This window comes from Colwellia sp. BRX10-4, assembly GCF_014077465.1.
Classification (GTDB): domain Bacteria; phylum Pseudomonadota; class Gammaproteobacteria; order Enterobacterales; family Alteromonadaceae; genus Colwellia_A.
In genome coordinates this window covers 37978-60658 of record NZ_JACGVZ010000015.1, presented here as the reverse complement: position 1 = coordinate 60658, position 22681 = coordinate 37978, and the positions used below count along the sequence as shown (strand labels likewise).

The 22681-nt window shown below is 38.3% G+C and carries 17 protein-coding genes; 8 read left to right on the top strand and 9 right to left on the bottom strand.

Translation table 11 applies throughout. The features are described 5' to 3' along the window. Positions 1-188: 188 nt before the first annotated feature. The 3 genes from H4J67_RS12740 to H4J67_RS12730 all read right to left on the bottom strand — a co-directional run bounded on the left by H4J67_RS12740 (position 189) and on the right by H4J67_RS12730 (position 5178). Positions 189-2996: a bifunctional aconitate hydratase 2/2-methylisocitrate dehydratase gene (locus H4J67_RS12740; protein WP_182203947.1), complete on the bottom strand. Its 2808-nt coding sequence runs from the start codon at positions 2994-2996 to the stop codon at positions 189-191. 607 nt (positions 2997-3603) lie between these two features. Beyond that, positions 3604-4104, bottom strand: a complete 501-nt coding sequence (locus H4J67_RS12735; RefSeq protein ID WP_182172765.1) for a YSC84-related protein — start codon at positions 4102-4104, stop codon at positions 3604-3606. Between the two features lie 174 nt (positions 4105-4278). Next, positions 4279-5178: a MipA/OmpV family protein gene (locus tag H4J67_RS12730; protein ID WP_182172673.1), complete on the bottom strand. Its 900-nt coding sequence runs from the start codon at positions 5176-5178 to the stop codon at positions 4279-4281. 315 nt (positions 5179-5493) lie between these two features. Between H4J67_RS12730 and H4J67_RS12725 the strand changes: the two genes are divergently transcribed. The 7 genes from H4J67_RS12725 to H4J67_RS12695 all read left to right on the top strand — a co-directional run bounded on the left by H4J67_RS12725 (position 5494) and on the right by H4J67_RS12695 (position 15239). Further along, the gene (locus H4J67_RS12725; RefSeq protein ID WP_182172670.1) at positions 5494-6624 is read left to right on the top strand and encodes an efflux RND transporter periplasmic adaptor subunit; all 1131 of its coding nucleotides are present in this window, start codon (positions 5494-5496) and stop codon (positions 6622-6624) included. A 53-nt stretch (positions 6625-6677) separates the two neighbouring features. Next, positions 6678-9998, top strand: a complete 3321-nt coding sequence (locus H4J67_RS12720) for an efflux RND transporter permease subunit (RefSeq protein WP_182203945.1) — start codon at positions 6678-6680, stop codon at positions 9996-9998. 1 nt (position 9999) lies between these two features. Continuing rightward, the gene (locus tag H4J67_RS12715) at positions 10000-13089 is read left to right on the top strand and encodes an efflux RND transporter permease subunit (protein ID WP_182203943.1); all 3090 of its coding nucleotides are present in this window, start codon (positions 10000-10002) and stop codon (positions 13087-13089) included. Positions 13090-13199: 110 nt separating this feature from the next. After that, positions 13200-13577, top strand: coding sequence for a YacL family protein (locus tag H4J67_RS12710; RefSeq protein ID WP_182172661.1), 378 nt, complete (start codon positions 13200-13202; stop codon positions 13575-13577). 394 nt (positions 13578-13971) lie between these two features. Continuing rightward, positions 13972-14430, top strand: coding sequence for a biotin/lipoyl-binding protein (locus H4J67_RS12705; RefSeq protein WP_310650638.1), 459 nt, complete (start codon positions 13972-13974; stop codon positions 14428-14430). Continuing rightward, positions 14397-14864: an efflux RND transporter periplasmic adaptor subunit gene (locus H4J67_RS12700; RefSeq protein ID WP_259368596.1), complete on the top strand. Its 468-nt coding sequence runs from the start codon at positions 14397-14399 to the stop codon at positions 14862-14864. Before H4J67_RS12705 ends, H4J67_RS12700 begins: the two co-directional genes overlap by 34 nt. Positions 14865-14894: 30 nt before the next feature. Beyond that, the gene (locus H4J67_RS12695) at positions 14895-15239 is read left to right on the top strand and encodes a response regulator transcription factor (protein WP_182172652.1); all 345 of its coding nucleotides are present in this window, start codon (positions 14895-14897) and stop codon (positions 15237-15239) included. A gap of 57 nt (positions 15240-15296) precedes the next feature. Here H4J67_RS12695 and H4J67_RS12690 read toward each other — a convergent pair whose 3' ends face one another. The 5 genes from H4J67_RS12690 to H4J67_RS12670 all read right to left on the bottom strand — a co-directional run bounded on the left by H4J67_RS12690 (position 15297) and on the right by H4J67_RS12670 (position 20220). Then, the gene (locus H4J67_RS12690) at positions 15297-15899 is read right to left on the bottom strand and encodes a response regulator transcription factor (protein ID WP_182172649.1); all 603 of its coding nucleotides are present in this window, start codon (positions 15897-15899) and stop codon (positions 15297-15299) included. Between the two features lie 5 nt (positions 15900-15904). After that, a complete protein-coding gene (locus H4J67_RS12685) occupies positions 15905-17053 on the bottom strand; it encodes a sensor histidine kinase (protein WP_182179581.1) in 1149 nt (382 codons plus the stop codon). A 108-nt stretch (positions 17054-17161) separates the two neighbouring features. After that, positions 17162-18427, bottom strand: a complete 1266-nt coding sequence (locus H4J67_RS12680; RefSeq protein ID WP_182203942.1) for an amidohydrolase family protein — start codon at positions 18425-18427, stop codon at positions 17162-17164. Positions 18428-18480: 53 nt separating this feature from the next. Beyond that, positions 18481-19077, bottom strand: a complete 597-nt coding sequence (locus H4J67_RS12675) for a GIN domain-containing protein (protein ID WP_182172640.1) — start codon at positions 19075-19077, stop codon at positions 18481-18483. A 291-nt stretch (positions 19078-19368) separates the two neighbouring features. Next, the gene (locus H4J67_RS12670) at positions 19369-20220 is read right to left on the bottom strand and encodes an HDOD domain-containing protein (RefSeq protein ID WP_182172637.1); all 852 of its coding nucleotides are present in this window, start codon (positions 20218-20220) and stop codon (positions 19369-19371) included. Positions 20221-20423: 203 nt separating this feature from the next. Between H4J67_RS12670 and H4J67_RS12665 the strand changes: the two genes are divergently transcribed. Continuing rightward, positions 20424-21527, top strand: coding sequence for an oxidoreductase (locus H4J67_RS12665; protein WP_182172634.1), 1104 nt, complete (start codon positions 20424-20426; stop codon positions 21525-21527). Positions 21528-21601: 74 nt separating this feature from the next. Here H4J67_RS12665 and H4J67_RS12660 read toward each other — a convergent pair whose 3' ends face one another. After that, positions 21602-22618, bottom strand: coding sequence for a LacI family DNA-binding transcriptional regulator (locus tag H4J67_RS12660; protein WP_182172631.1), 1017 nt, complete (start codon positions 22616-22618; stop codon positions 21602-21604). Between the last annotated feature and the right edge of the window lie 63 nt (positions 22619-22681).

Below are 22681 nucleotides of genomic sequence, written 5' to 3'. Positions count from 1 at the left end.
AGTGAGTCTAGTCCTTGCATTGCTGTGCCATTTTTAATAACTAGAAGATTAAAATAAAAAAGGATTACTTATTTTAGTTGATAGTAAGTTTTACCTCACTCAACCAAAATAAATAACCCTTATATTTCTAAATCTATCTTAATGTATCACTTAAAATAGAGTCCCCATTAAGGACTCTATATAGCTAATTACATTACTTTAATCGGTACTGCTGGTGCAGTGTACTTAGTAGTCATCTCATGTGTAGGAGGAGCGAATCGTGTTAAATCGATACCTTCTACTGCTGACTTATACTCTTCGATTGTTGGGAAACGACCAAGCATTGTGGAAAGCACAACTAATGGTGTAGAGCCAAGTAACGATTCACCTTTTTTCTCAGCAGTATCTGCTACAACACGACCTTGGAATAAACGTGTTGATGTTGCAATAACCGTGTCACCAGGTTCAGCTTTTTCTTGGTTACCCATACATAAGTTACAGCCTGGGCGCTCAAGGTACATGATGTTTTCGTACTTAGTACGTGCAGCATTTTTAGGTACAGCATCGTCAAATTCGAAGCCTGAATATTTTTGTAAAATCTCCCAATCGCCTTCAGCTTTAAGCTCATCAACAATATTGTAAGTTGGTGGTGCAACAACTAATGGAGCTTTAAATTCTATCTTGTTACCTTGTGCTTCCATATTACGGAACATTTGAGCGATAATTTGCATATCACCTTTGTGAACCATACAAGAACCAACAAAACCTAGGTCAACTGATTTATCAGCGTAGTATGAAACAGGGCGAATAACATCATGAGTGTAACGTTTAGAAGCATCGTCGTTGTTTACATCTGGATCAGCAATCATTGGCTGGTCGATAATATCTAAATCAATTAACACTTCAGCGTAGTATTTAGCATTATCATCTGGTGATAATGCAGGTGTTTCACCTGATTTAATGCCTTCGATGCGTTGGTCTGCTAAGGCGATTAAACCGTTAAGTGTTTTCGCTTCGTTTTCCATACCCTTGTTGATCATTATCTGGATACGGCTCTTAGCAAGCTCAAGTGATTGAATTAATGTTTCATCTTCAGAAATACAGATAGAGGCTTTTGCCTTCATTTCTGCAGACCAATCAGTAAAGGTAAATGCTTGGTCAGCTAATAATGTACCGATATGCACTTCAATGATACGACCTTGGAAGACATTTTCGCCATCAAATTGCTTAAGCATTTGCGCTTGAGTAGAGTGAACTACATCACGGAAATCCATGTGGTCTTGCATCTTGCCTTTAAAAGTAACTTTTACAGACTCAGGGATTGGCATAGCCGATTCACCTGTGGCAAGCGCAATTGCTACTGTACCCGAGTCAGCACCAAAGGCTACACCTTTAGACATACGAGTATGCGAGTCACCACCAATGATGATTGCGCGATCGTCTACGGTAATATCATTTAATACTTTATGAATAACATCAGTCATTGCATGGTAAACGCCTTTCGGGTCACGTGCAGTAATAAGACCGAACTTGTTCATGAATGCCATTAATTTAGGAATGTTAGCTTTAGCTTTACTGTCCCAAACTGATGCTGTATGACAACCTGATTGGTATGCACCGTCTACTAGTGGAGAAATAGTAGATGCTGCCATCGCTTCAAGCTCTTGACATGTCATAGGGCCTGTGGTGTCTTGAGAGCCAACAATGTTAACTTTAACGCGAACATCTGAGCCCGCATGTAATGGTGTGTTCGATGTTACACCAACAGCGTTGTTATTAAAGATTTTTTCAACAGCGGTTAAACCTTGACCTTCATGAGAAATTTCTTTTGAAGTGGCATATACCGGTGGTGTGGCTATGCCAAGTGTTTTAGCAGCGAACGTTTGTAATTTCTTACCAAATGTTACCGCGTAAGAACCACCTGCTTTCATGAATTCTACTTTCTGTGGTGTGAAGGCTGAAGATATATCCGCAAGCTCTTTGTCACCGTTGTACAATTTCTTCGCTTTGGTATCGATAGTTAATACGGTACCCGTCGCTACAGAATAAGCTTCCTCTAAAACTGCATCACCATTTGCATCAACAACGGCTTTGCCACTTGCATCTACTTTCTTAACCCAGTTTTTAAGGTCAAGACCAATGCCGCCAGTTACATCAACGGTTGTTAAGAATATTGGAGAAATACCATTAGTACCCGCAACTACCGGTGCAATGTTAATAAACGGTACGTATGGGCTTGCTTTTTTGCCTGCCAACAGTGCAACGTTGTTAACACCCGACATACGAGATGAACCAACACCCATAGTGCCTTTTTCAGCAATTAACATCACTTTCGCATTAGGATGCTTAACTTGTAATGCGAGTATTTCTGCTTGAGCTTCTGGTGTGCTCATGCATTGGCCATGTAATTCACGGTCAGCACGTGAATGTGCTTGATGACCAGGAGATAATAAATCAGTTGAGATATCACCTTCACCGGCAATATAAGTGACTACTTCAACTTTTGCTTCAACTTCAGGTAACTTAGTGAAAAACTCCGCTTGGGCGTAGCTTTCTAAAATATCTTTCGCAAGTGCGTTGCCTGCTTTAAATGCAGCTTCAAGACGCACTGTATCAGCGTCATATAAAAATACTTGCGTTTTTAAAACTTCTGCCGCTGGTTTTGCTACTGCTGCGTCATCAGATAATGCTAAATCAAGAAGTACCTCAATTGAAGGGCCCCCTTTCATATGAGATAACAATTCAAAAGCAAACGTCGGGGTGATTTCTGCGACAACTGACTGAGCTAGAATAATTTCTTTTAAAAATACAGCTTTTACACCTGCAGCACTCGTTGTGCCCGGTAAAGTGTTATAAATGAAAAAGTTAAGGGAATCTTCGCGATGCTCACTTCCAGAATCTTTAATTTGAGCAATGATTTCTGATAATAGATCGGCAGAATCAATGGGTAGAGGCGCTAATCCTAGCTCATTCTTACGATTTTCAATTTCTTTAATGTACGCTAAATATAGACTCATTTAAAACTCTCTCTAGTTCTAATGTGCTAATAACATTGTCATCATTAGCAAGTAAAAATTTTGCTTATAGTTTACCTGATTTTTGAGCTACTACGAATCATTTGATTAAATAAGTACTATTCATCGCAGTGATAACTAATGTAAGTTTTAGTCGTAATGGTTATGTAGGTAGGGTATCAGAGGATAATAGTAAGAAATAATCCCGTAAATTTTATGATACTAGTAGAAAGGTCTAATTTTTTATATCTCGATAATCGCTTATATTGAAGCAAAAAGATCAATAAATTATTCCTATTAGCATAAGATGCAAAGGCCTGATACTTAGTGGTATTTGAATTTTCATAAGATTGAAAGTTATACTAGTAAAGCGAATACTGTAATTTTACAAGGAGAAGCTTAAGGTGTTAATCAGCCGAAGTTAATTTTTCCCTTAAAGCGCACAGGAGTTATTTATATGTTTTACGCTTTAAGGTGTTAATCAGCCGAAGTTGATTTTTCCCTTAAAGTACACAATTTTTCCCTTAAAGCGCACAGGGGGTATTTATATATTGTGCGCTTTACAGCAATAACAGATTTAACTAAGGATAATGACTACCGAGTTGGGCTGTTAATTAAGCTTACTGTTCTGCCAAAACTTAGTGCCTTTCATTGTTGCCTGCAGGGTTAAGCCACTTTCAGTAAAAGTGTAGACAGTTACATCACCGTAATACATTTCTCCTTCAACTGAGCCGCCTTTATTACCCGCTTTTGCTGCGGCATCAACATTACCACCAAAGCTCCAACCTTGATTAACAAAATCATTCATTGCTTGTGACGTATGAAATACCATAACAATACGGTAATCTTTAACACCAAGACCAAGGCCTATAACACCTTCAGCCATATTCATATAAGTATATTTAGCTGAATTATTACTTTTAACCACACCATAGCCTGTGCCAGCTGCCATAAATATTAAATTGATATTAGCATTCGAAAAGACAGCATAACCAGCCGCTGAATTAATTTGGCTACGGGTATCTGGTTTATTAGCAAAAAGTTGGTTAAGCACCGTATCTTTCATGGTGAGAATTTCTTGTTGTTGTTCTGCTTTACTACCATCTCCCATTGAAGCACAAGCAACCAAGGTTAAGCTAAGCACTAAAGAGAACAATTTTTTTAATTGAGAACATCGTTTTTTTCCTTTTATAATTAATTATCTAAAGTTTAGAGCAGTGTTAACTTTTTTATAAGTCAATTTAATCAATAGTAGCTATTTGTTTTAGTGTCTTTGAAAGGATTGTTACCAACTTGCTTTTTTATCACTTTCGTACAAGCGCCAAACAAAGCCAATACCGACGCTGTAAGTAATGTCTTCTTCATAAAGAGGGCTATCTTGGTTGGCTGCACCTTGATGAAATTGTGCTGAGCCAGTGACAAATGCGCGGATATTTTTTCGTATGGGTAATGACAGACCCATAGAAAGTTCAGCGCCCAAATAGCCTCCTTTGGCACTATATTGTTGGCGATTGCTATTGGCGAATTTGCGATCAACCTGATAAAAGTAATCTTGTAATTTTTCAGTCGCAAAAGTTAAGCTAAAAGCGATATTTAAGCCGACTTCTTTAAAAATTGCACCACGCTGTTGGTATGAAATGGTTGGCTCTATAACAAAACCACGATCGTCGATGCGATCAAAATCAGTAGAAAATACCGCTCTTGCTTGCAAGCGAGCTTTGAGTCTTGCATCTCCACCTTGTGAAAATTTATAGTCTTTAACGCGATAAATTAATTGTGGCCCTATTTCAAATAAGAAGTCTAATTCAGGCATACTAGCGCGAGATGTATTGTCATCACTGTCGGCAGAGAATGCACCGCCAAAGGAAAGGTCTAATTCAAAATTACTTGTTTCAACCACAACTGCACGCATGCCATCACCACCACCAACCCGAAACACATCGCCCCGATAAACGACATAGGGCGCGGCTAATGCAATAAAATTTCGCTCGCCTGATGCCGGGTAATTAGCGACTTCTATAGCGCCACCACCAAGTCCAAATTCCCATAAAGGCTGACTTTCGTCGATGTTTTCAAAGCCAGTTAGCCCGCGAACAGGGGATTCGTCTTTGTCGTTAGCCATAACGGGTGATACGAAGAGAGCAGTAGTAAAAATAGCTAAAAAATACAGTTTTATGCAATACATTCAACAACCTTGTTAGAAAAAAATTTTTATATATTAATCGTAAACCATAGTGCGCGGTGATTAAAACTCTTTTATTCATTTTAATGATAGGTGCCTAATGTCGAGACTGAAAAATAAATGTGCGTTTGATAGATAACGTTTTAGTGGCGACTTCATAAATAATTCAAAATATTTTTTATAGGTAAAATTCTTATACTTACTAGTAATCATAACTCGTTACAATTGAATGTTTAATAACCGTCAAAAGCTATTTGTATCTTACTTGCCGATCCGGATAAAATAACCATAATTATAATTATAAAACAACGGACCGTTATGCGCCTCAATTCACTAGCAACTTCATTATTATTATCACTATTCTTAGTCACAGTGTTAAGCGCTTGTAATGAAGAAAAAGTAGCAGACAAAGAAAAGAAAGTTTATCAGGTGCCCGTAGAAACAACTCTCGTTGACAATAGAACGATCACTAATACTTATCAAACAACCGCTGTGCTTGAAGCAAAAGCTGAAAGCAAAGTTACTAATAAAGTCACAGGCATGATTAACACAATATTAGTTGAAGAGGGAATGTCGGTTACCAAAGGACAAACCTTAGCTGAAATTGATTCTGAAAACTATTTATTAGAACTTGAACGTACCACCATAGATGTTGACTCTGCGGTTGCAGAATTTAACCGCAGTAGACCAATAGATGGTGAACAACTGATATCGGTTAAAGATCTAGAGAAGCTTGAGTTTTTAGTGAAAACAAGAAAAAACCAACAAAAAGTGGCGGCGATACAAGTACGTGATTCAAAAGTAAGAGCGCCAATATCAGGTGTTATTGCTTCAAGAATGGTAAAAGAAGGCAATATGACCGCTAATGTTGGTGGTGAAATGTTTACCATTGTTGCCCTCGATACCTTACAAGGGGTTGTTTATTTGCCCGAATCTGAAATGAATAATGTTCATGTTGGTCAACAAGCGTATTTAAACTTTCCGGCAAACGCAAAAGAACTTTCTGCAACGGTTGACTTAATCTCACCAATCATTGATACCGAATCGGGGACTTTTAAAGTGACCTTAAAAGTTAATAATGATAACCATGTCTTAAAACCCGGGATGTTTGCTAAAGTGTCACTGACCCTTGATGTTCATGATAATGCGCAAATTGTGCCACAAAAAGCCTTGCTGGTTACCGACACTGAAACCAGCTTATTCGTTATTCAAGATAATATAGCTAAGAAAGTTACAGTGGTTACCGGTTTTGAACAAGATGGTTTTGTTGAAATATTGACGCCACTAAATGCCCTTGAACCGGTCGTGATTGTCGGTCAGCAAGGTTTGAAAATTGATAGTGCTGTAAAAATAATAGGTGAAGAAGAAACCCAAAATAAGAACGTTGAACTAACTACTGATAATAATGCCGTTAAGGAAAATGCTGATAATCAAGCAACGCAAGACTAATAATTTGTGAACTTGTTTTTACCTAATCGTTAAATTTAAAGGAATTATTATTCATGAGTATTGTTAGTACGGTGGTCAAACGCCCGGTAACGGTAGCGATGTTTACACTCGCTGTAATGTTATTTGGACTGGTGGGTTTTTCACGCCTCTCTGTTTCATTGTTACCCGACCTATCTTATCCGACGTTAACCGTAAGAACGGATAATGCCGGTGCCGCTCCTGCTGAAATAGAGCAATTGATCAGCAAACCTATTGAAGAATCTGTCGGTGTTGTTAAAGGCATACGTAAAGTACATTCCATCTCAAAAGCTGGACAGTCTGATGTGGTTATTGAGTTTGAATGGGGCGTAGCGATGAATTTTGCCACACAAAATGTCCGTGAAAAACTTGATATTATTGCTCTGCCTAAAGACGTTAATAAACCCATTATTCTGCGTTTTAATCCCGCACTTGACCCTATTATCCGTTTAGGACTGTCAACTGAAAATACCCATCCTCGCGCATTAAAAAAGATACGTACCTTTGCAGAACAAGAAATAAAACGGCAGCTTGAAACTATTTCAGGCGTTGCCGCTGTTCAACTAGGCGGCGGTTTACAGCAAGAAATACAAGTTGTTTTTGATCAAGAAAAAGCAGCACGCCGAGGTATAACGGCACAAAGTATTGTTTCACGTATTCAAAGTGAAAATATTAACATGTCGGCGGGTCGTGTTTACGACGGTCAGCAAGAGTATTTAGTACGTACCGTTAATCAATTTGTTTCACTAGAACAACTCGGCAATATGATTGTTAAACAAGCTGATGGCAAAACCATTTACCTTAAAGATATTGCCCAAGTTATTGATGGCGAAAAAGAACGTACCGATATTACTCGTATCAATAATAATGAAGCGATAGAACTGGCCATTTATAAAGAAGGTGATGCAAATACAGTAACCGTAGCAAAAGCGGTAAATAAGAAATTAGCCGAGCTTGAAGAGACCTTACCCGAAGCACTCACTTTTACGGTTATCTATGACCAATCTGAATTTATTGTCAATGCGGTAGATGAAGTTAAAAGTGCGGCGATTATTGGCGGATTACTTGCCATGCTGATTCTATATTTATTCTTGGGGAATTTTTTCAATACGATTATTATTTCACTAGCGATACCTATTTCAATTATCGCGACCTTTAATTTAATGTTTGCCAATGACATTAGTCTTAATATTATGTCATTAGGGGGCATTGCCTTAGCGGTTGGCTTATTAGTTGATAATGCAATTGTTGTGCTTGAAAACATTGCTCGATACCGCGAAAAAGGCGCGAGTATTATTGATGCGGCAATTAAGGGGACCGATGAAGTATCGGGTGCCGTTATTGCCTCGACATTAACCACGTTAGCGGTGTTTTTTCCTTTAGCTTTTGTAACCGGTTTTGCCGGGCAGTTATTCAGTGACCAAGCGATGACCGTTACTTTTGCTTTGCTTGCTTCTTTGGTTGTTGCCTTAACGTTAATTCCAATGCTGGCATCACGCCAATTTAGCCAACATAAACTGACACCAGAAAATGAGAATAACGATAACTCATTAGTCAAAGAAATAGCTAAAACGCCACTGACTAAAAGAAAGAAAACCGTTAAAGTTATGCTTCATATTTTGGGATTCCCCTTCTTATTGATTTTTAATTACTTACCTTTGTTTTTCACCAAGGTATTGTTACTTATTACTAATTTAATCACTAAAGTGCTTATTTTTATTTTTAAACCCGCGCATAGAGTCTTTAGTTTTTATTTTGAAAAACTCGCCTCAGCTTACAGTCGTTTATTGAAATTGGCTTTAAAAAACAGAGCGATTTTAGTCGGTCTTAGTTTGTTCTTTGCGATTGCAGTAATGAGCTTATTACCCAAAATTGCTGTTGAATTAGTGCCTGAAGTGGCAAAGTCAGAATTTACCATTGAGTTAACTCTGCCACAAGGCACGCCCATTAATATCACCGATATGCGGTTAAAAGAGCTTGCGGCCACTATTGCTAAAGATGAACGGGTAAAACACAGCTACTCATTAGCCGGGAGTGGAAGCTTAATGATGAGTTCAGCCAGTAAAGGTGGCGAAAACTGGGGACAACTTTTAGTGGCACTTTACAGCAGTGACGATCTTGAATCAGTCAAAGCTGTGGTCCGCGCTAAAGTTGCCCAAATGGCAGATGTAAATGCTGAAATAGCACAAACAGAAATGTTTACGACGGAGCGTCCACTGCAAATAATTTTGTCAGGTTATGACCTTGTTGCTCTTAAAAAATACAGCGACCAGCTTATACAAAATATGTCGATGGATAACCAGTTTATTGACTTAAACAATAGTTTGCGTGCGGGTCAACCTGAATTAAAAATTAGCTTTGACAACGAACGCTTAGCAAGTTTAGAGCTAAAAGCGTCGGATATAGCCGATCAGTTAGTGACTAAAATCGCAGGCTCAGTCGCGAGTAAATATAACTTACAAGACAGACAGGTCGATATTCTAGTGCGCGCTGATGAAAACTCAAGAAATTCAGCACAAGCTATTCGTCAATTAACGGTTAATTCGCAGCAAGAAAAATCTTTACCATTGGCTGCGGTAGCCGATATTACAGAAAGTATTGGTCCGAATGAGATTAACCGAATTGATCAAAGCCGTGTTGCTATTATTTCAGCTTCACTCGCTTATGGTGATTTGTCTGAAGCAGCAGCTAAAGCAGAAGAATTGGTTAAAGAGCTCTATTTACCCTTTAACATCAAATCAAGAGTGGCAGGGCAAAATGAAGAAATGGAAAGCTCTTTTTCTTCATTAATGATGGCGTTAGCGTTAGCAGTGTTTTTAGTCTATTTAGTGATGGCTTCGCAGTTTGAATCGTTATTAAATCCGTTTATTATTTTATTCTCTATTCCATTAGCAGTGCTAGGTTCGGTATTAGGCTTATATGTTACAGGGACTAATATCAGCGTTATCGTACTCATTGGTATTATCATGCTAACGGGTATTGTGGTGAATAATGCGATTGTCTTAGTGGACCGAATTAATCAACTACGCCATAAAGGAGTTGATAAGCTTGCCGCGATTATGGACGCGAGTCGTTCACGTTTTCGCCCAATTATCATGACATCGTTAACCACTATTTTAGGTTTAGCGCCATTGGCATTTAGCAGCGGAGAAGGCTCTGAATTAAGGGCGCCTCTTGCTATTACGGTAATGAGCGGTTTACTGGTTGCAACAATGCTAACGTTACTTTTAATTCCTGTTTTGTATAGCTTGTTTGACCGAAAAACCTATATTGTCGAAAGCGATGATCTTGATAACGATAGCTTTGAAAACCAGCAAGCGAATAGCACAACGTCTAATAACATAGCCGAGGCGTAAGATGACAAATTTAACGTCTAAAAAGAAAACAGGTAAGCAAAGTATTTTCGACTTACCCGCAACTGTTTGGTTAACTGCCTTAGCAATAAGGCGACCCGTTACTACGGCAATGTTGATGTTATCGCTTTTTGTTACCGGTCTTGTTGCGAGTAAATTATTGCCACAAGAAAGCTGGCCTGCTCTGAATATTCCGATGGCTTTCATTAATGTTCCGTATAACGGCGCAACACCTGAAGAAGTTGAACGTTTAATTACCCGACCGATAGAAGAAGCCGTTTCTACCTTGGGGGGGATCACTGAAATACGCTCTACCAGTCGAGCGGACAGTGCTTCAATTCGGGTCATGATGGATCTTGGCACCGACCTCGATAGTAAAATATTAGAGGTGCGTGAAAAAGTTGACATGGTACGCCATCTCTTACCTGATGATGTTCAGAGAGTTATGGTGCAAAAGTTTTCCACCGAAGACTTACCAGTAATAAGCTTAGTGTTATCAGGAGATAAAAATCTTTCTAGCGCTTATGACTTCATCGATAAGAAACTGAAAAATCCACTTGAGCGTCTTCAAGGTGTTGGCAAGGTTGAAATGCGTGGCGTTGTGCAACCCAATATAGAAATTCACCTCGACAGCATTAAACTGGCAATGAACCGTGTTGATCAAGCTAAGTTATTGCAAGACTTACGCGACAGTAATTTTTTAGTTAAGTCAGGTTCAATCCTTAATGGTGGTCGAAAGTTCAGAGTGTCACCAGACGGTGAATATCACAGTTTAGCTGACATCAAAAACTTTCAAGTAAAAGCCGGTGTCAGGTTAAGTGAAGTGGCTACGGTGAGCTTAGTCTCTCCACCAAAAAATAGTGAGATAAGAACAGATAGAAAAAAATCAGTCGGTCTAGAAGTGTTTAAAGAATCTGATTCAAATGTTGTTGATGTAACTAATAGTATTGTCGATTTAATTGAAGAACTTCGCCAAGATGATGACTTTAAAGCGATTACCATTGGTATCAAAGATAATAGTGGTGAAGAAATTCAAGAGTCATTAGGTGATTTATTAAAGGCGGGCGCGTTAGGTATTGTCTTGTCTTTTATTGTTTTATTTATATTCTTGCGTAATAGCCATATTACCTTTGTCGTTGTTGCTTCCGTGCCTATTTCGTTAAGTTTTGCTTTAGCAGGCATGTATTTTATGGGCTACACCCTAAACATGCTGTCGCTGGCAGGGCTTTTTATTGCGGTTGGTTTATTAATTGATAACTCTGTCGTTATTTGTGAAAGCATTCTTCAGCAACAAGACAAAGCATTAACATCGATAGAAAAAATTCTAAAAGGTGTTGATAACGTCAGTATTGCCATTATCAGTGGCACACTCACCACTACTATTGTTTTTATGCCACTCTTGATGGGTGAAAAAAACTTTATTACCATTTTAGTCGAGCAAATAGCGGTGGCGATTTGTTTACCTTTATTGGCGTCGTTAATTATTTCAAAAACCGCTATTCCATTAATGCTTAGCCGTGTCGACAAAAAGGCTTTATCGTCAGTGGTAACCCAAGGGAAGTTAGATCGCTGGTATCGGCCCAATTTGAAAAGAGTACTTACTCACCCTAAAATAACTGGCTTTTGCATTTTACTACTCTGTATTAGTGGCGTATTGACCAAGCAAATGGTCAATGTTAATGGCGAGAAGGGCACAACGGTCAAAGAAATTAATATTGTTTATCATATTCAAGGGCAACAACAATTAGCTGATGTCAGTAAATTAGTTGATGAGATGGAAGAGTACCTATACGACAACCAACAAGCCTTCGAATTTAAACAAGTGAACAGCCGAATTTGGTCGAATTTTGCCATGTCTCGGATAAAACTTAATGATGACTATTCAAAAACACTTTACGACCTCAAAGCAGAAATAAAAAAAGGCTTTCCTGATACAGCTATCGCTCAACCGTCATTTGACTGGTCAGATCAAAAACAAGATTTAGTCAAACTTACGTTAAACGGTAGTTCGACTAAACGTTTAATCGAAATGAGTGAATCGGTGATTAGTCAGTTAAGCAATATTGAAGGTTTTGCTGAAGTGGGCATTGATAACGAAGATAAAAATAGAGAGTTAGTGTTACGTATCGATCGCGAAAAGGTGTCGCGTTTAGGTTTAAACACACAAGATATTGCTAGCCGTATTTCGAGTGCACTTCGTGGTACTAACCTGCGTTCATTTCGTGATGCTAAATTAGGTGAGATTGATATTCGCTTGGTTTATCACGAAGAACAAGCCGTACCGCTTGAGCGTATCAAAGAGCTACCTATTTACGAGAGTAAAGGGAGGGTCATTACTCTGCAGCAACTCGTTGTTTTTGATACGCAACCGATAATGCAACAAATTACACGTTCAAACCGAAGAACTACTTTGGGTATTTCTATCAATTTAGCTGATTTAAGCCGTGTTGAAGCATCGACGAAAGTTAAAGAAGTAATGGACAATATTGTTTTTCCTTCAGGGTATGATTGGAACTTAGGACGCCAATTTGCGCAAGATGAAAAAGCTGCGAAAGACATGATGATGAATATGTTTCTTGCGTTAGCCCTTATCTTTATTGTGATGGCAGCGCTTTTTGAATCGCTACTTATGCCTATTGCCATCTTGTCTTCTATTGGTTTAGCGTTTATTGGAGTGTACTGGACTTTTGCTATTTTAGGGATGGGTTTAGGCGAAACAGGCATGATAGGTATGTTAATTTTAATGGGGATTGTGGTGAATAACGGTATTGTGCTCATCGATCAAATTAACAAGTTGAAGATAGAAACAGAAAACATAATGACGCCTATTATCGAAGCATGTGTCAGCCGTATTAGACCCATTTTTATGACGGTAGCGACCACCATTATTGGTATGGTGCCCTTAGCTTTAGCATCAAGTGATAGCCAAGCTTACCCGATGGCAGTAGCGATTATTGGTGGTTTGTTATTTTCAACGTTTACTAGTTTGTTTTTGGTGCCGTTTTGTTATCTGATGCTTGTAAAACTAGGTGAGCGTTCAAGCAATCGTTTTGCTATGGCAAAGGCCTTTGCAGATAAAAAGATTCCGCTATAGTTTATCGATAATAGCTTTTTATAAAGGGGGGCGTGAGCAATAAATGTTAACTCCCCCTTATGCAATAAATATTCTATAATAGAGGTATCGAACACTTTCCGAGTTATCCTATGGAATACGAATTTATAAATGACCCCACCACACGCTACGCGAAAGCAAAATTCTCTTTTGAGCATGAAGTTTTTGGACCATGGTTAGAGGTAGAAGTTGGCAATGATCCTCAAAAATTAACCGCATTATTAAATGTTATTGATAAAGCTGAGCATTCAAGCGCACAGGAGCATGAAATAGTTGGCAGTGAGTATACGGTTAGGATTATTGAAAAAGATGTTTCTATTGCCGCTAACGCGAGCTTAAATGGTGTTGAAGCTTTACCTGAAGCACTCAGTGCAGATGATATAGACTTTGACGATCAAGAGTCAGCAAGTTGTGGTTTAGAAGACTTTCGTGAATTATTATTGTCTTGGGCAAGATTCACCACACATTAACTCACTCGGTTAACCTTAAGTCATTCGTTATTGATAGATGAATAACGTTTTATCCTATTTACGCTTTTATTATTTATACCTTTTCTGATAACAATGACTTTTGGCATTGTTGTCTGACGCCACTTTTTCTTATTCTTTTACAAACTTTGTAGGAGAATAAAATGCCGATAACACGTAAAACCCCTTTCGAACTTTCTAAGCTGACTATTGATAGATCTCCGTAAACTAAAGCTGCGGGGCTATCAGGTAACTATATCGGTATGTTGATTGTTACGTTACTCAGCACAAGTTTATATTTTGTGGGACAGACACTGTTTTCTCCAACAAGTGCTGCTGAAATTATTAATCACCTTGAAACTGATAAAAAAAAGTAAATGAGTCAGTTAACGTAGATATTCAACAACACCCCCCTAAAATCCATGATGTAAATACAGCAGAGCCCATAAATAACAGCGTACTTGATGCAAGCGGCCATGTAGTTGCGAGGCGCATAGCTACAGTATCTTCTCGTGTAACGGGCAAGCTAAACCGCTTGAATATTGAGGAAGGACAAACGGTAAGTAAATCAGAAATACTCGCCGAGCTTGATGATAAGCAAGCATCGATTTCATACCAACTCGCTTTAGCGGAATTATCGGCAAAGCAAGCGGGTTTTGACGAGTTCACTTTACTTTTCAAACAGCAAACTCAGCGATTTAAGCGTAATCAGACCTTGGCTAGCAAAAAGCTGATCAGTGAACAATTACTTGAAGACAGTGCTTTAGAAATGCACAACTCGCCATCCAAATACGTAATAAACAAGCCATGGTTGATTCAGCAATGCAACGAGTTGAATTGGCGCAGTATCCGTTAAATCAACATAAAATTCGCGCGCCATTTGATGGTGTCGTGATCAGTAAAAATGCCCGAGTGGGTGAGCTTATTTCAGCAGGATCTTCTGGTGGTGGTTTTATTCGTACAGGTGTCGGCACTATTGTTGATATGAGTTCGTTAGAAATAGAGGTTGAAGTAGGTGAGGGCTATATCAATCGTGTTTATCCCGGACAAAAAGTATTCGCTAAATTAGATGCATACCCGCAATGGATTATTAGTAGTGAAGTCGTTGCTGTTATACCTACCGCAGATCGTCAAAAAGCGAGCATTAAAGTCAGGGTGAAATTGTTAACAGCAGATCCTCGAATTTTACCTGATATGGGGGTGAAGGTCAGCTTTATGAAAAACGATGAACGCTCGTTAGAGAAAGCCCCTAGTAGCTCAAATAATCACATAGATATAGCTGCACTTTAATGAAAGCCTCTCTGAAGATTTTAGGAAAAAATGATGAAAAATAGCGATAATATTATATTAAAAAATATTAATAAAAGTTACCAAAAAGGTAAAAACACGGTAGTCGTGCACCGCGACTTTAACTTAACGATTCCGGTGGTTATGAAGCAATTGAACCAAGGTCTCAATGACGCACCCATGATTGATAATTTGACTGAAAAAGAGCAACAAATTTTAAAGTTGGTGGCATGGGGCTTTTCTAATAAAGAAATTGCCCGTAGTATATTTCTTGCAGAGGGGACAGTTAAAAATCATGTTTCTACTATTTTATCAAAACTTAATACTCGCGACAGAACTCGGTCGGTATTAATCGCGCTTAATCAGGGTCTTATATAGTATTATTGAAGGTGTTGGTAGACTGGTATTTACAAATATTAATGATCATTGGGTAAATCATAACCAACCTTTCTGTTTAGCAATTCGAGCTGCTTCAATTCTATTTTTAGCGCCTAATTTTGAAGTCACTTCAGAGAGATAATTTCGCACCGTCCCAGCAGATAAGCAGATCAATTCAGCGATCTCTTTTGTTGAGTGACCTTCTAATGAAAAACGTAATATTTTACGTTCATTGTCGCCCAATGGATCCTCTGCAGCCCAAGCTTCAGTTACTAACTCAGGCGCAACAATGACTTTACCCGCATGAATTTTTCTCACTGCATCAGCTAGCGAATCAGAAGGCGCATCTTTGAGTAAGTAGCCTTTTACACCAGCAGCCATAGCACGGCGAAGATATCCACCTCGAGCGAATGTCGTTAAAATCATGACCTTGGCGGGGTGGTTTTTTTTCTGTAATTCTTGTGCTAATTCTATACCTGTCATGCATGGCATTTCGATATCGGTCAAAATTATGTCAATGGGTTGCTGCTGAGATTTCGCAAGCGCATCCTTGCCGTTTTTAGCTTTTTCGACGACTTCAAAATCGTCTTCCATATCTAGTAAAGCAGATAAGGCACCAAGCACCATCGATTGATCTTCTGCAATGAGTATTTTAATCATTTATTTTATCCATTAGCTACAGTGTGCAGGGTTGATATGACTTTGTTATTCTGGCTTTTAGCTGTTATGGGTAGTGTAAATTTAAGTTGTGTATTCGGGACGCTGGCGACATTCATTTCACCACCCATTTTATTAATTCGTGTGCGCATATTTTGCATACCCGATTGCTCTTTTATCGCGGTTATTTGTCCTTGGTCACTTATGGTCAATGTTAAATGTGTGGCAACTTGTTTTAAAACTATCCAGACTTTTTCTGTTTCAGCATGACGAATGACATTGGTGATGGCTTCACGAATAATTAATGCTAATTCTGATTCAATACCTGTCGGTAATGACTCCAACTCAATATTTTCGATCAATTCTATTTTAGCGGCTTCAGTGGCAACTCTTACTTGCAGTAGTTCTCCTTTAATCGTTGCGATGTTATAACCTTTAACCGCGTCTCTAACTTGCGCTAACGTTTTACGTGATAACTCTTCCACCGCTTTAATTTCTATTTTTATTTTTTCAGACGGAAGTCCTTTATCAATCATTTTACCAGCCAGTTCAGACTTTAACGTTATGACTGACAAACTATGACCCAGTAAATCATGCAAGTCTCGACTAATGCGTTCACGTTCTGCTATTTTCGCTAAGTGTTTGGTTTCTTGCTGTGATTGTTTTAACGCTTTATTCTTTTTTAAAACCTCAGTACGATTGATATTTAATAACCCTAATGTAATAGACATAAATATTGCGGGCAACCAAAAGTAACTTGATTTATCCGTTATAACGGAATAAAAAATAATGAAGGCTAACACTAATAAAAGCGTTATAAACGCTTTCCTCTTATTATAAATTTCTCCACTAAATGCAGCGGCATAAATGAAAAAAATATTTGCCCCTATATTAATTTCTGACAAAGCAACGCCAATAAAACACATAGCAGCGATATAATAAATTAAATCATTTTTATGAGCTGCAAATGCTCGAAAATAAAGGACTAAGAAGGTCATCAGTCCGGCAATGATTATTACCATATCAAAACCGTGTACCGGTCTAAAATACAAGTTACCAAAAAATAAACTCAAGAAAAGTAAGTTGCTATAAACCGCATAACCAATATCTTCATCTTGTGGTAGTAAGAAATAATGTATTTTAAGTAATAAGCTCATTTGACCCCGTATTACATCTTATGCAGTAATTATTATGTAGTATATCATCTTCAAAAATGTAGCTAACGTACAGCTAATTTTGCAGAAGTTACCTATTTACCTCTGACCTCAAAGAACGGTTAATTTATTCATTGCTATGCGGCCAGATAAAATAACCATTTCAACATTTTTTAGTTCGGTAATATCTTGCCAAGGCTGCCCATCAATTAATAATATGTCTGCGAACTTACCCACTTCAATAGTGCCTAATTCTTTTGATTTTCCTAAAGCAATTGCACCATTTCGTGTTGCAGCAATGAGTGCTTCAACATCAGAAATACCGGCATTAACCATGCGAGATAACTCATTCCGATAGCTGTTACCGTCGTTCATTTCGACAGGTGAATCAGTACCGACTCCAAACATCACTCCTGACTGATTTAATGCCGCAATATTTAAATGACCTTGTGGCTCTCTGCCCAATGTTGGCACGTAGACAATATTATTATCTATAATTTTTTGCATCGTCTTTGCTTTAATAATATTTCCATGACGTATGCCATGTTCAATAGTCGTTATACCCGCTGCAATAGCTTTATCAGTTTCTTCAGGTGTGCCTGTATGTACCGCAATCCAAAGGCCGTGTTCACGCGCTGCACTGGTTATCGCTTGTAACGTTTCATTGGAAATACGTGGCATGGTAACGACGCCTTCACTATTAGTATGGCTCTGATAGACAACCTTTACGCCATCTATTCCCTCTTTTGCTAAAGTAGCAATTTGTTGTTTTACATAAACAGGATCATCAGACTGTACGGTCATGCTTTCAAGCACCCAGTTTGGAATGCCTTTTTTTTGGGTTGGATGCCCGCCTTTGATAGTAAATATGGGTCCCGAAACGAACAGCCTTGGTCCTGCAATGTTTTGTTTATTAAGCTCTTCTTTCAGTGTGAAAATAGCTGGCATAACATCGCCAAGAGAACGATAGCTGGTAATGCCTGCGGCAATAAGCTCACGTCTAACACGGGGTAAAAAACGAAATTGATCCCAGATCATTGCCGGTAAACTTTGTTCATTATCCCTTGATTTGCCACTAAAAAAATGACCATGTAGATCAATTAACCCAGGAACAATACTTTTGCCTGTGGCATCAATCTGAATAACATCTGCGGGGATTTTACAGGTTTTACCCATACAAGATATTTTACCGTTTTCAACTAAAATGCCAGTATTTTTAATCGCTTGTTCACTGGTGCTATCAAATAGCTGTCCTTTAGTGATCCACATGTTTTGCTGCGGATTTTCCCACACATACAAGCCATTCTGATATGAAATCATAAAACTGGCGGTGATTAAAATTATTAATAGGGTGAAATAGACAAAGAATTTTTTCATGGTAATACTCATTTTTGATGGTTAATTGGGTTACTTAAAAGCAAGGGGCGGTATTATTCTGAATAAGCTAAGTTACTGTTAGATAATGTACCTCGTGAAGCATTTGAACGAATATTTTGTCGCTTGGTAACGCCTTGAATACTTAAATCGCCCACATCATTCATCTCAATTTCTATATCGTTCACGTCAACGTCCAAGTGGGCATTACCTGAATCGTTAATACTCACTTTTAAACTGTCAGCCTTGACCGTTAAGTCTTTAATGTCTCCTGCTCCATTTGTCGTAATGTTCATATGTTGGGTGTTCAGAGTATTAGTGCTGGTTAATTCAGCCGAGCCTGAGGTACTTATGCTATTAAGTTGATTGTAATGAACAAAAACCTGCACTGACTCACCTTGATGAAAACCTTTAGTCGTGATAATTAACGTTTCATTTTCTACGGTGGTAACGACATCAGCTATTGGCATACCGGATACTTGAACGACCAGTTTTTGTTCGTTAGCTTGGGTGATAATAACTTCAGCAAGTCCAGATATTTTTAATGCTGTAAATTTTTCTACTTCGCGTGATTCAGTTTGAGATTCAAATACTGAACAAGCTGTTTGTATCAGTACGAAAGACAGAACGATTGATTTGATAATATGTTTCATGAGTGACTTTATGGCTAATTGGACAATGAGCTTAGTTTGCCGAATATAAAGTTTAAGTGTAAGAGAGATTTGTCAGGAGTTGATATGACAAATGTCATATCAGTAAAGCTTAATAGGGATAGGGTAAACACATTACGATTGATTGATGAAAGGACTCCTAATTAAGGAATAACTCATAGCATTTTATGGGAAGGTACCGTGAAATCTATGTGTCAAATATACTGCCAAAACTTAACACCCTTAATGCAATTTTTTATTATTAAATCAAGGGTTTACTTGGTGTGGTAAATATTAGTCTTCTTCTAAATGGCATGATTCAGTGTCTTCAAGATAATCTTGATAGTTGTCTTCATCAATATCGAGTAAGGTGAAAATCATCTCTTGTACATAAGGCCAGTCTGCAGAATTTTGACTGTGTCTATGGTTGTGTACAAGGTTTTCTGCCAGCTTTAATATCGCATAGTAAATTTCTTGTGGACGTGAATTTTTCATCTTGAGAAAATCACGGTCGTGATGAACTAAAATTAATGTGCAAATATCTTTGGGTAATCGCCAAGATGATGCTACGTAATAGCCAATAGTTGCGTGGTTTACCCCATAAAACTCGTCTTCAATAAGGGGTAAAGTTTTACTGGCTCTGTTATAAGCAAGCTCATAAGTCTCTGTATAATTGCTATATTTCATCGCCATGATGGGGATACCACAATCATGAAATAAACCAAGAGAAAAGAGCTTATCTTTTGAGGTGCCTTCTTTGAGCTTTTTGCCAATATGAACACAAGTATGGGCAATATGTGTTGCGCTATCCCAAAAATCTTCTAAAGCGATACTGCAATCTTTTTGGTCAAAACTACTTTTTATTAGCGTGTTAGTTACTAATGAGTTTATGCCATTTAAACCGATATAGTGCACTGATTTATGAATATCTGATATGGAACGTGATAACCCATAATGTGGCGAGTTTATCGTTTTTAAGATAATTGAAGCCACGGCGACATCTTGTGAAATAATGTCAGCTAATACATTTAAGTCAGGCTCATCTTCCGCCATTATTTTTTGTAATTTACGTAATAAACTTGGCTGAGCAGGAATCGAAAATCCACGGCGTATATCAGCAAGTACTTTGTCATCAATTTCTAGCATAAGCATTTATCATTTTATTGGTTAAGTTAATATTATAACTAGTGTTTTTATTGAACTACTATCGCTGAAATTGACTGTATTTACAACTTTATAGCTAAGAATTATATTGCTATGTACTATTGTGAGTGTTTGATGTTTATCGCTTGTTAAATATTTGGAAATACTTAATAGTATTGTTATGTTCACTTAAAATGATAATTATAATGCCGTATATTCTCTCAATATTACCTGCACCTAAAATAAGTTATACGTTAATTAAAGCAATTAAAACGATCAGTGTAGTCTCTTTCTTTTATTCCGCTATTGTCAGTAGTACCACTATGGTTGATTTGCCGTCATGGCAACATAGTGTTTTACCTCATTCACCTTCTTTACGAGGAAGCGCGATTATTGATGATTCTTTGTGGGTAAGTGGCAGTAATAATGCTGTTTTTGTCAGCCAAGATGCGGGTAAAACGTGGCTTGATAAATCTGTAAATAGCCCATTAAAAACAGGTTTTCGTGATATTGCCTTATTCGATAAGCACACTGCGATTGTGATGGGGGTTGGCAGTGGTGAACAATCAGTGCTGTATAAAACATCTAATGGTGGGGATAGCTGGCAGTTGCTTTATCAGAATAAAGATGAAACCGGCTTTTTTGACGCTATTGCTTTTTGGGATCGTGAAAATGGTTTGCTGATGGGGGATCCTGTTGGTGGTTTTTACATGATCAAAAAAACCAGTGACGGCGGGAAAACGTGGCGGAGAATAAGTATTGATAAAATACCACCATTAGTTGAAAAAGAAGCTGCTTTTGCTGCAAGTGGTAATACGCTAATTGTTGGCAAGCAAGGCAAGGCTTGGCTAACAACTGGCGGATTTTCAGCATCGGTTTATAGCAGCGAGGACTTTGGTGAAACATGGCAACGACATGCGGTGCCGTTATTTTCTGAAACACAAACAGCGGGTGGCTATGGTTTAGCATTAAATTCACAGCAACAAATATTTGTCGTGGGTGGAGACTACGAGCAACGCCCAGCAAGTTATTCTAATATAGCAACATTTACTAATAACCAGTGGCGTTCAGTCACTACAGGGCAGCATGGATTACGTTCAGCAATGAGCTGCCAAGGCGATGTTTGCATTGCAACCGGAAAAACCAGTAGTGATATTTCATATAATTCAGGAGAAACATGGCAAGTATTGGCAAACCCTGAGGGAGAAAAAGACGATAAAGGGTTCTATAGCTTAGCGAGTAGTAAAATGATGTTTTTAGCCGCGGGCTCTGAGGGGAAAGTGGCTGTTTATTCGTTAAGGCAAAAATAATTTTATGAGACAAAAGCTTTATCTTTAGAGAATTGAAATCAAAGATAAAGCTTGAATTTTTTATTCATAAGCCGTTAGTGGCTTTTACCCGTAGAGTCACGAACAATCAGTTGTGGCGTGTAATGATGAACACTGTTTTGAGCGGTTTGTTTACGCGACTTTGCAATTAATAAGCTCGCTGCATCTTCAGCAATTTTTTGGTTCGGTTGATTTGCTGTCGTTAAACGTGGCCATGTTTGGCGAGAGAAAGGCGAGTTTTCAAAACCAGCAATAGAAAGTTGATCTGGTATTGATATCCCCATTAACCGAGCAGCAAACAAAGCACCCGCCGCAATTTCATCGTTACATGAGAAAATAGCGCTTGGGCGAATATCTTCAGACATTAATTGCTTTGCGCCAAGTACGCCAGATTCAAAAGAATACTCGCCATTAATAATTAACCGCTCATCAAGTGCAATGCCATTGTCAGATAAGGCTTGTTTATAACCTCTTAAACGTTCAACCGTTGACATATGTGCTGCTTCACCGGCAATAAAACCAATGTGTTTATGGCCTAAATCAATGAGATGTTGAGTAATACTTACCGAAGCTGCATGGTCATTTACCATAATGCATGGGGCTAATTCATCGGGTGCTACATCGCCAGACATTATCCGAACAACATCAACATTTAGGTCGATAATTTTTTGGACAAATTCAGGCATTTCAGAGAAAGGTGGGGTGAGCACTAAACCAGCGACTCGTGTCTTTCTAACCATGTCAGCAATTTCATCAAGTACATGTACTGATTTTGCTTGGCAAGGATGAATAAGTAATTCAAAACCTTGTTGTTTACAAGCCGCTAAAATACCATTTTGCATATCAATGACATAATATGCATTAGGGTTATCATAGATAAAAGCAATGCTGTATGCCTTAGTACCCGCTAAGTTTCGCGCCGCTAAGTTGGGCTGATAATGTAGATCATTTACGGCTTCCATGACTTTATCTCGAGTCAATTGTCGTACAGATGATTCATTGTTCATTACTCTTGAAACGGTTTTTATCGAAACGCCCGCTTGTTTGGCAACATCGTTTATTGTAGCTTTCATCGGTTAAAACGGCCTTGTGTATTATTCTTGTTATGTAACCCTAATGCAGCGCAACAGAGTATT

Coding starts and splice junctions, on each gene's coding strand:
- H4J67_RS12690 (WP_182172649.1), bottom strand. CDS start 15,899: ATGATTAAAATACTCATTGCAGAAGATCAATCGATGGTGCTTGGTGCC.
- H4J67_RS12720 (WP_182203945.1), top strand. CDS start 6,678: ATGAGTATTGTTAGTACGGTGGTCAAACGCCCGGTAACGGTAGCGATG.
- H4J67_RS12660 (WP_182172631.1), bottom strand. CDS start 22,618: ATGAAAGCTACAATAAACGATGTTGCCAAACAAGCGGGCGTTTCGATA.
- H4J67_RS12680 (WP_182203942.1), bottom strand. CDS start 18,427: ATGAAAAAATTCTTTGTCTATTTCACCCTATTAATAATTTTAATCACC.
- H4J67_RS12715 (WP_182203943.1), top strand. CDS start 10,000: ATGACAAATTTAACGTCTAAAAAGAAAACAGGTAAGCAAAGTATTTTC.
- H4J67_RS12710 (WP_182172661.1), top strand. CDS start 13,200: ATGGAATACGAATTTATAAATGACCCCACCACACGCTACGCGAAAGCA.
- H4J67_RS12685 (WP_182179581.1), bottom strand. CDS start 17,053: ATGAGCTTATTACTTAAAATACATTATTTCTTACTACCACAAGATGAA.
- H4J67_RS12700 (WP_259368596.1), top strand. CDS start 14,397: ATGCAACGAGTTGAATTGGCGCAGTATCCGTTAAATCAACATAAAATT.
- H4J67_RS12665 (WP_182172634.1), top strand. CDS start 20,424: ATGCCGTATATTCTCTCAATATTACCTGCACCTAAAATAAGTTATACG.
- H4J67_RS12675 (WP_182172640.1), bottom strand. CDS start 19,077: ATGAAACATATTATCAAATCAATCGTTCTGTCTTTCGTACTGATACAA.
- H4J67_RS12670 (WP_182172637.1), bottom strand. CDS start 20,220: ATGCTAGAAATTGATGACAAAGTACTTGCTGATATACGCCGTGGATTT.
- H4J67_RS12740 (WP_182203947.1), bottom strand. CDS start 2,996: ATGAGTCTATATTTAGCGTACATTAAAGAAATTGAAAATCGTAAGAAT.
- H4J67_RS12735 (WP_182172765.1), bottom strand. CDS start 4,104: ATGGGAGATGGTAGTAAAGCAGAACAACAACAAGAAATTCTCACCATG.
- H4J67_RS12730 (WP_182172673.1), bottom strand. CDS start 5,178: ATGTATTGCATAAAACTGTATTTTTTAGCTATTTTTACTACTGCTCTC.
- H4J67_RS12725 (WP_182172670.1), top strand. CDS start 5,494: ATGCGCCTCAATTCACTAGCAACTTCATTATTATTATCACTATTCTTA.
- H4J67_RS12695 (WP_182172652.1), top strand. CDS start 14,895: ATGATGAAAAATAGCGATAATATTATATTAAAAAATATTAATAAAAGT.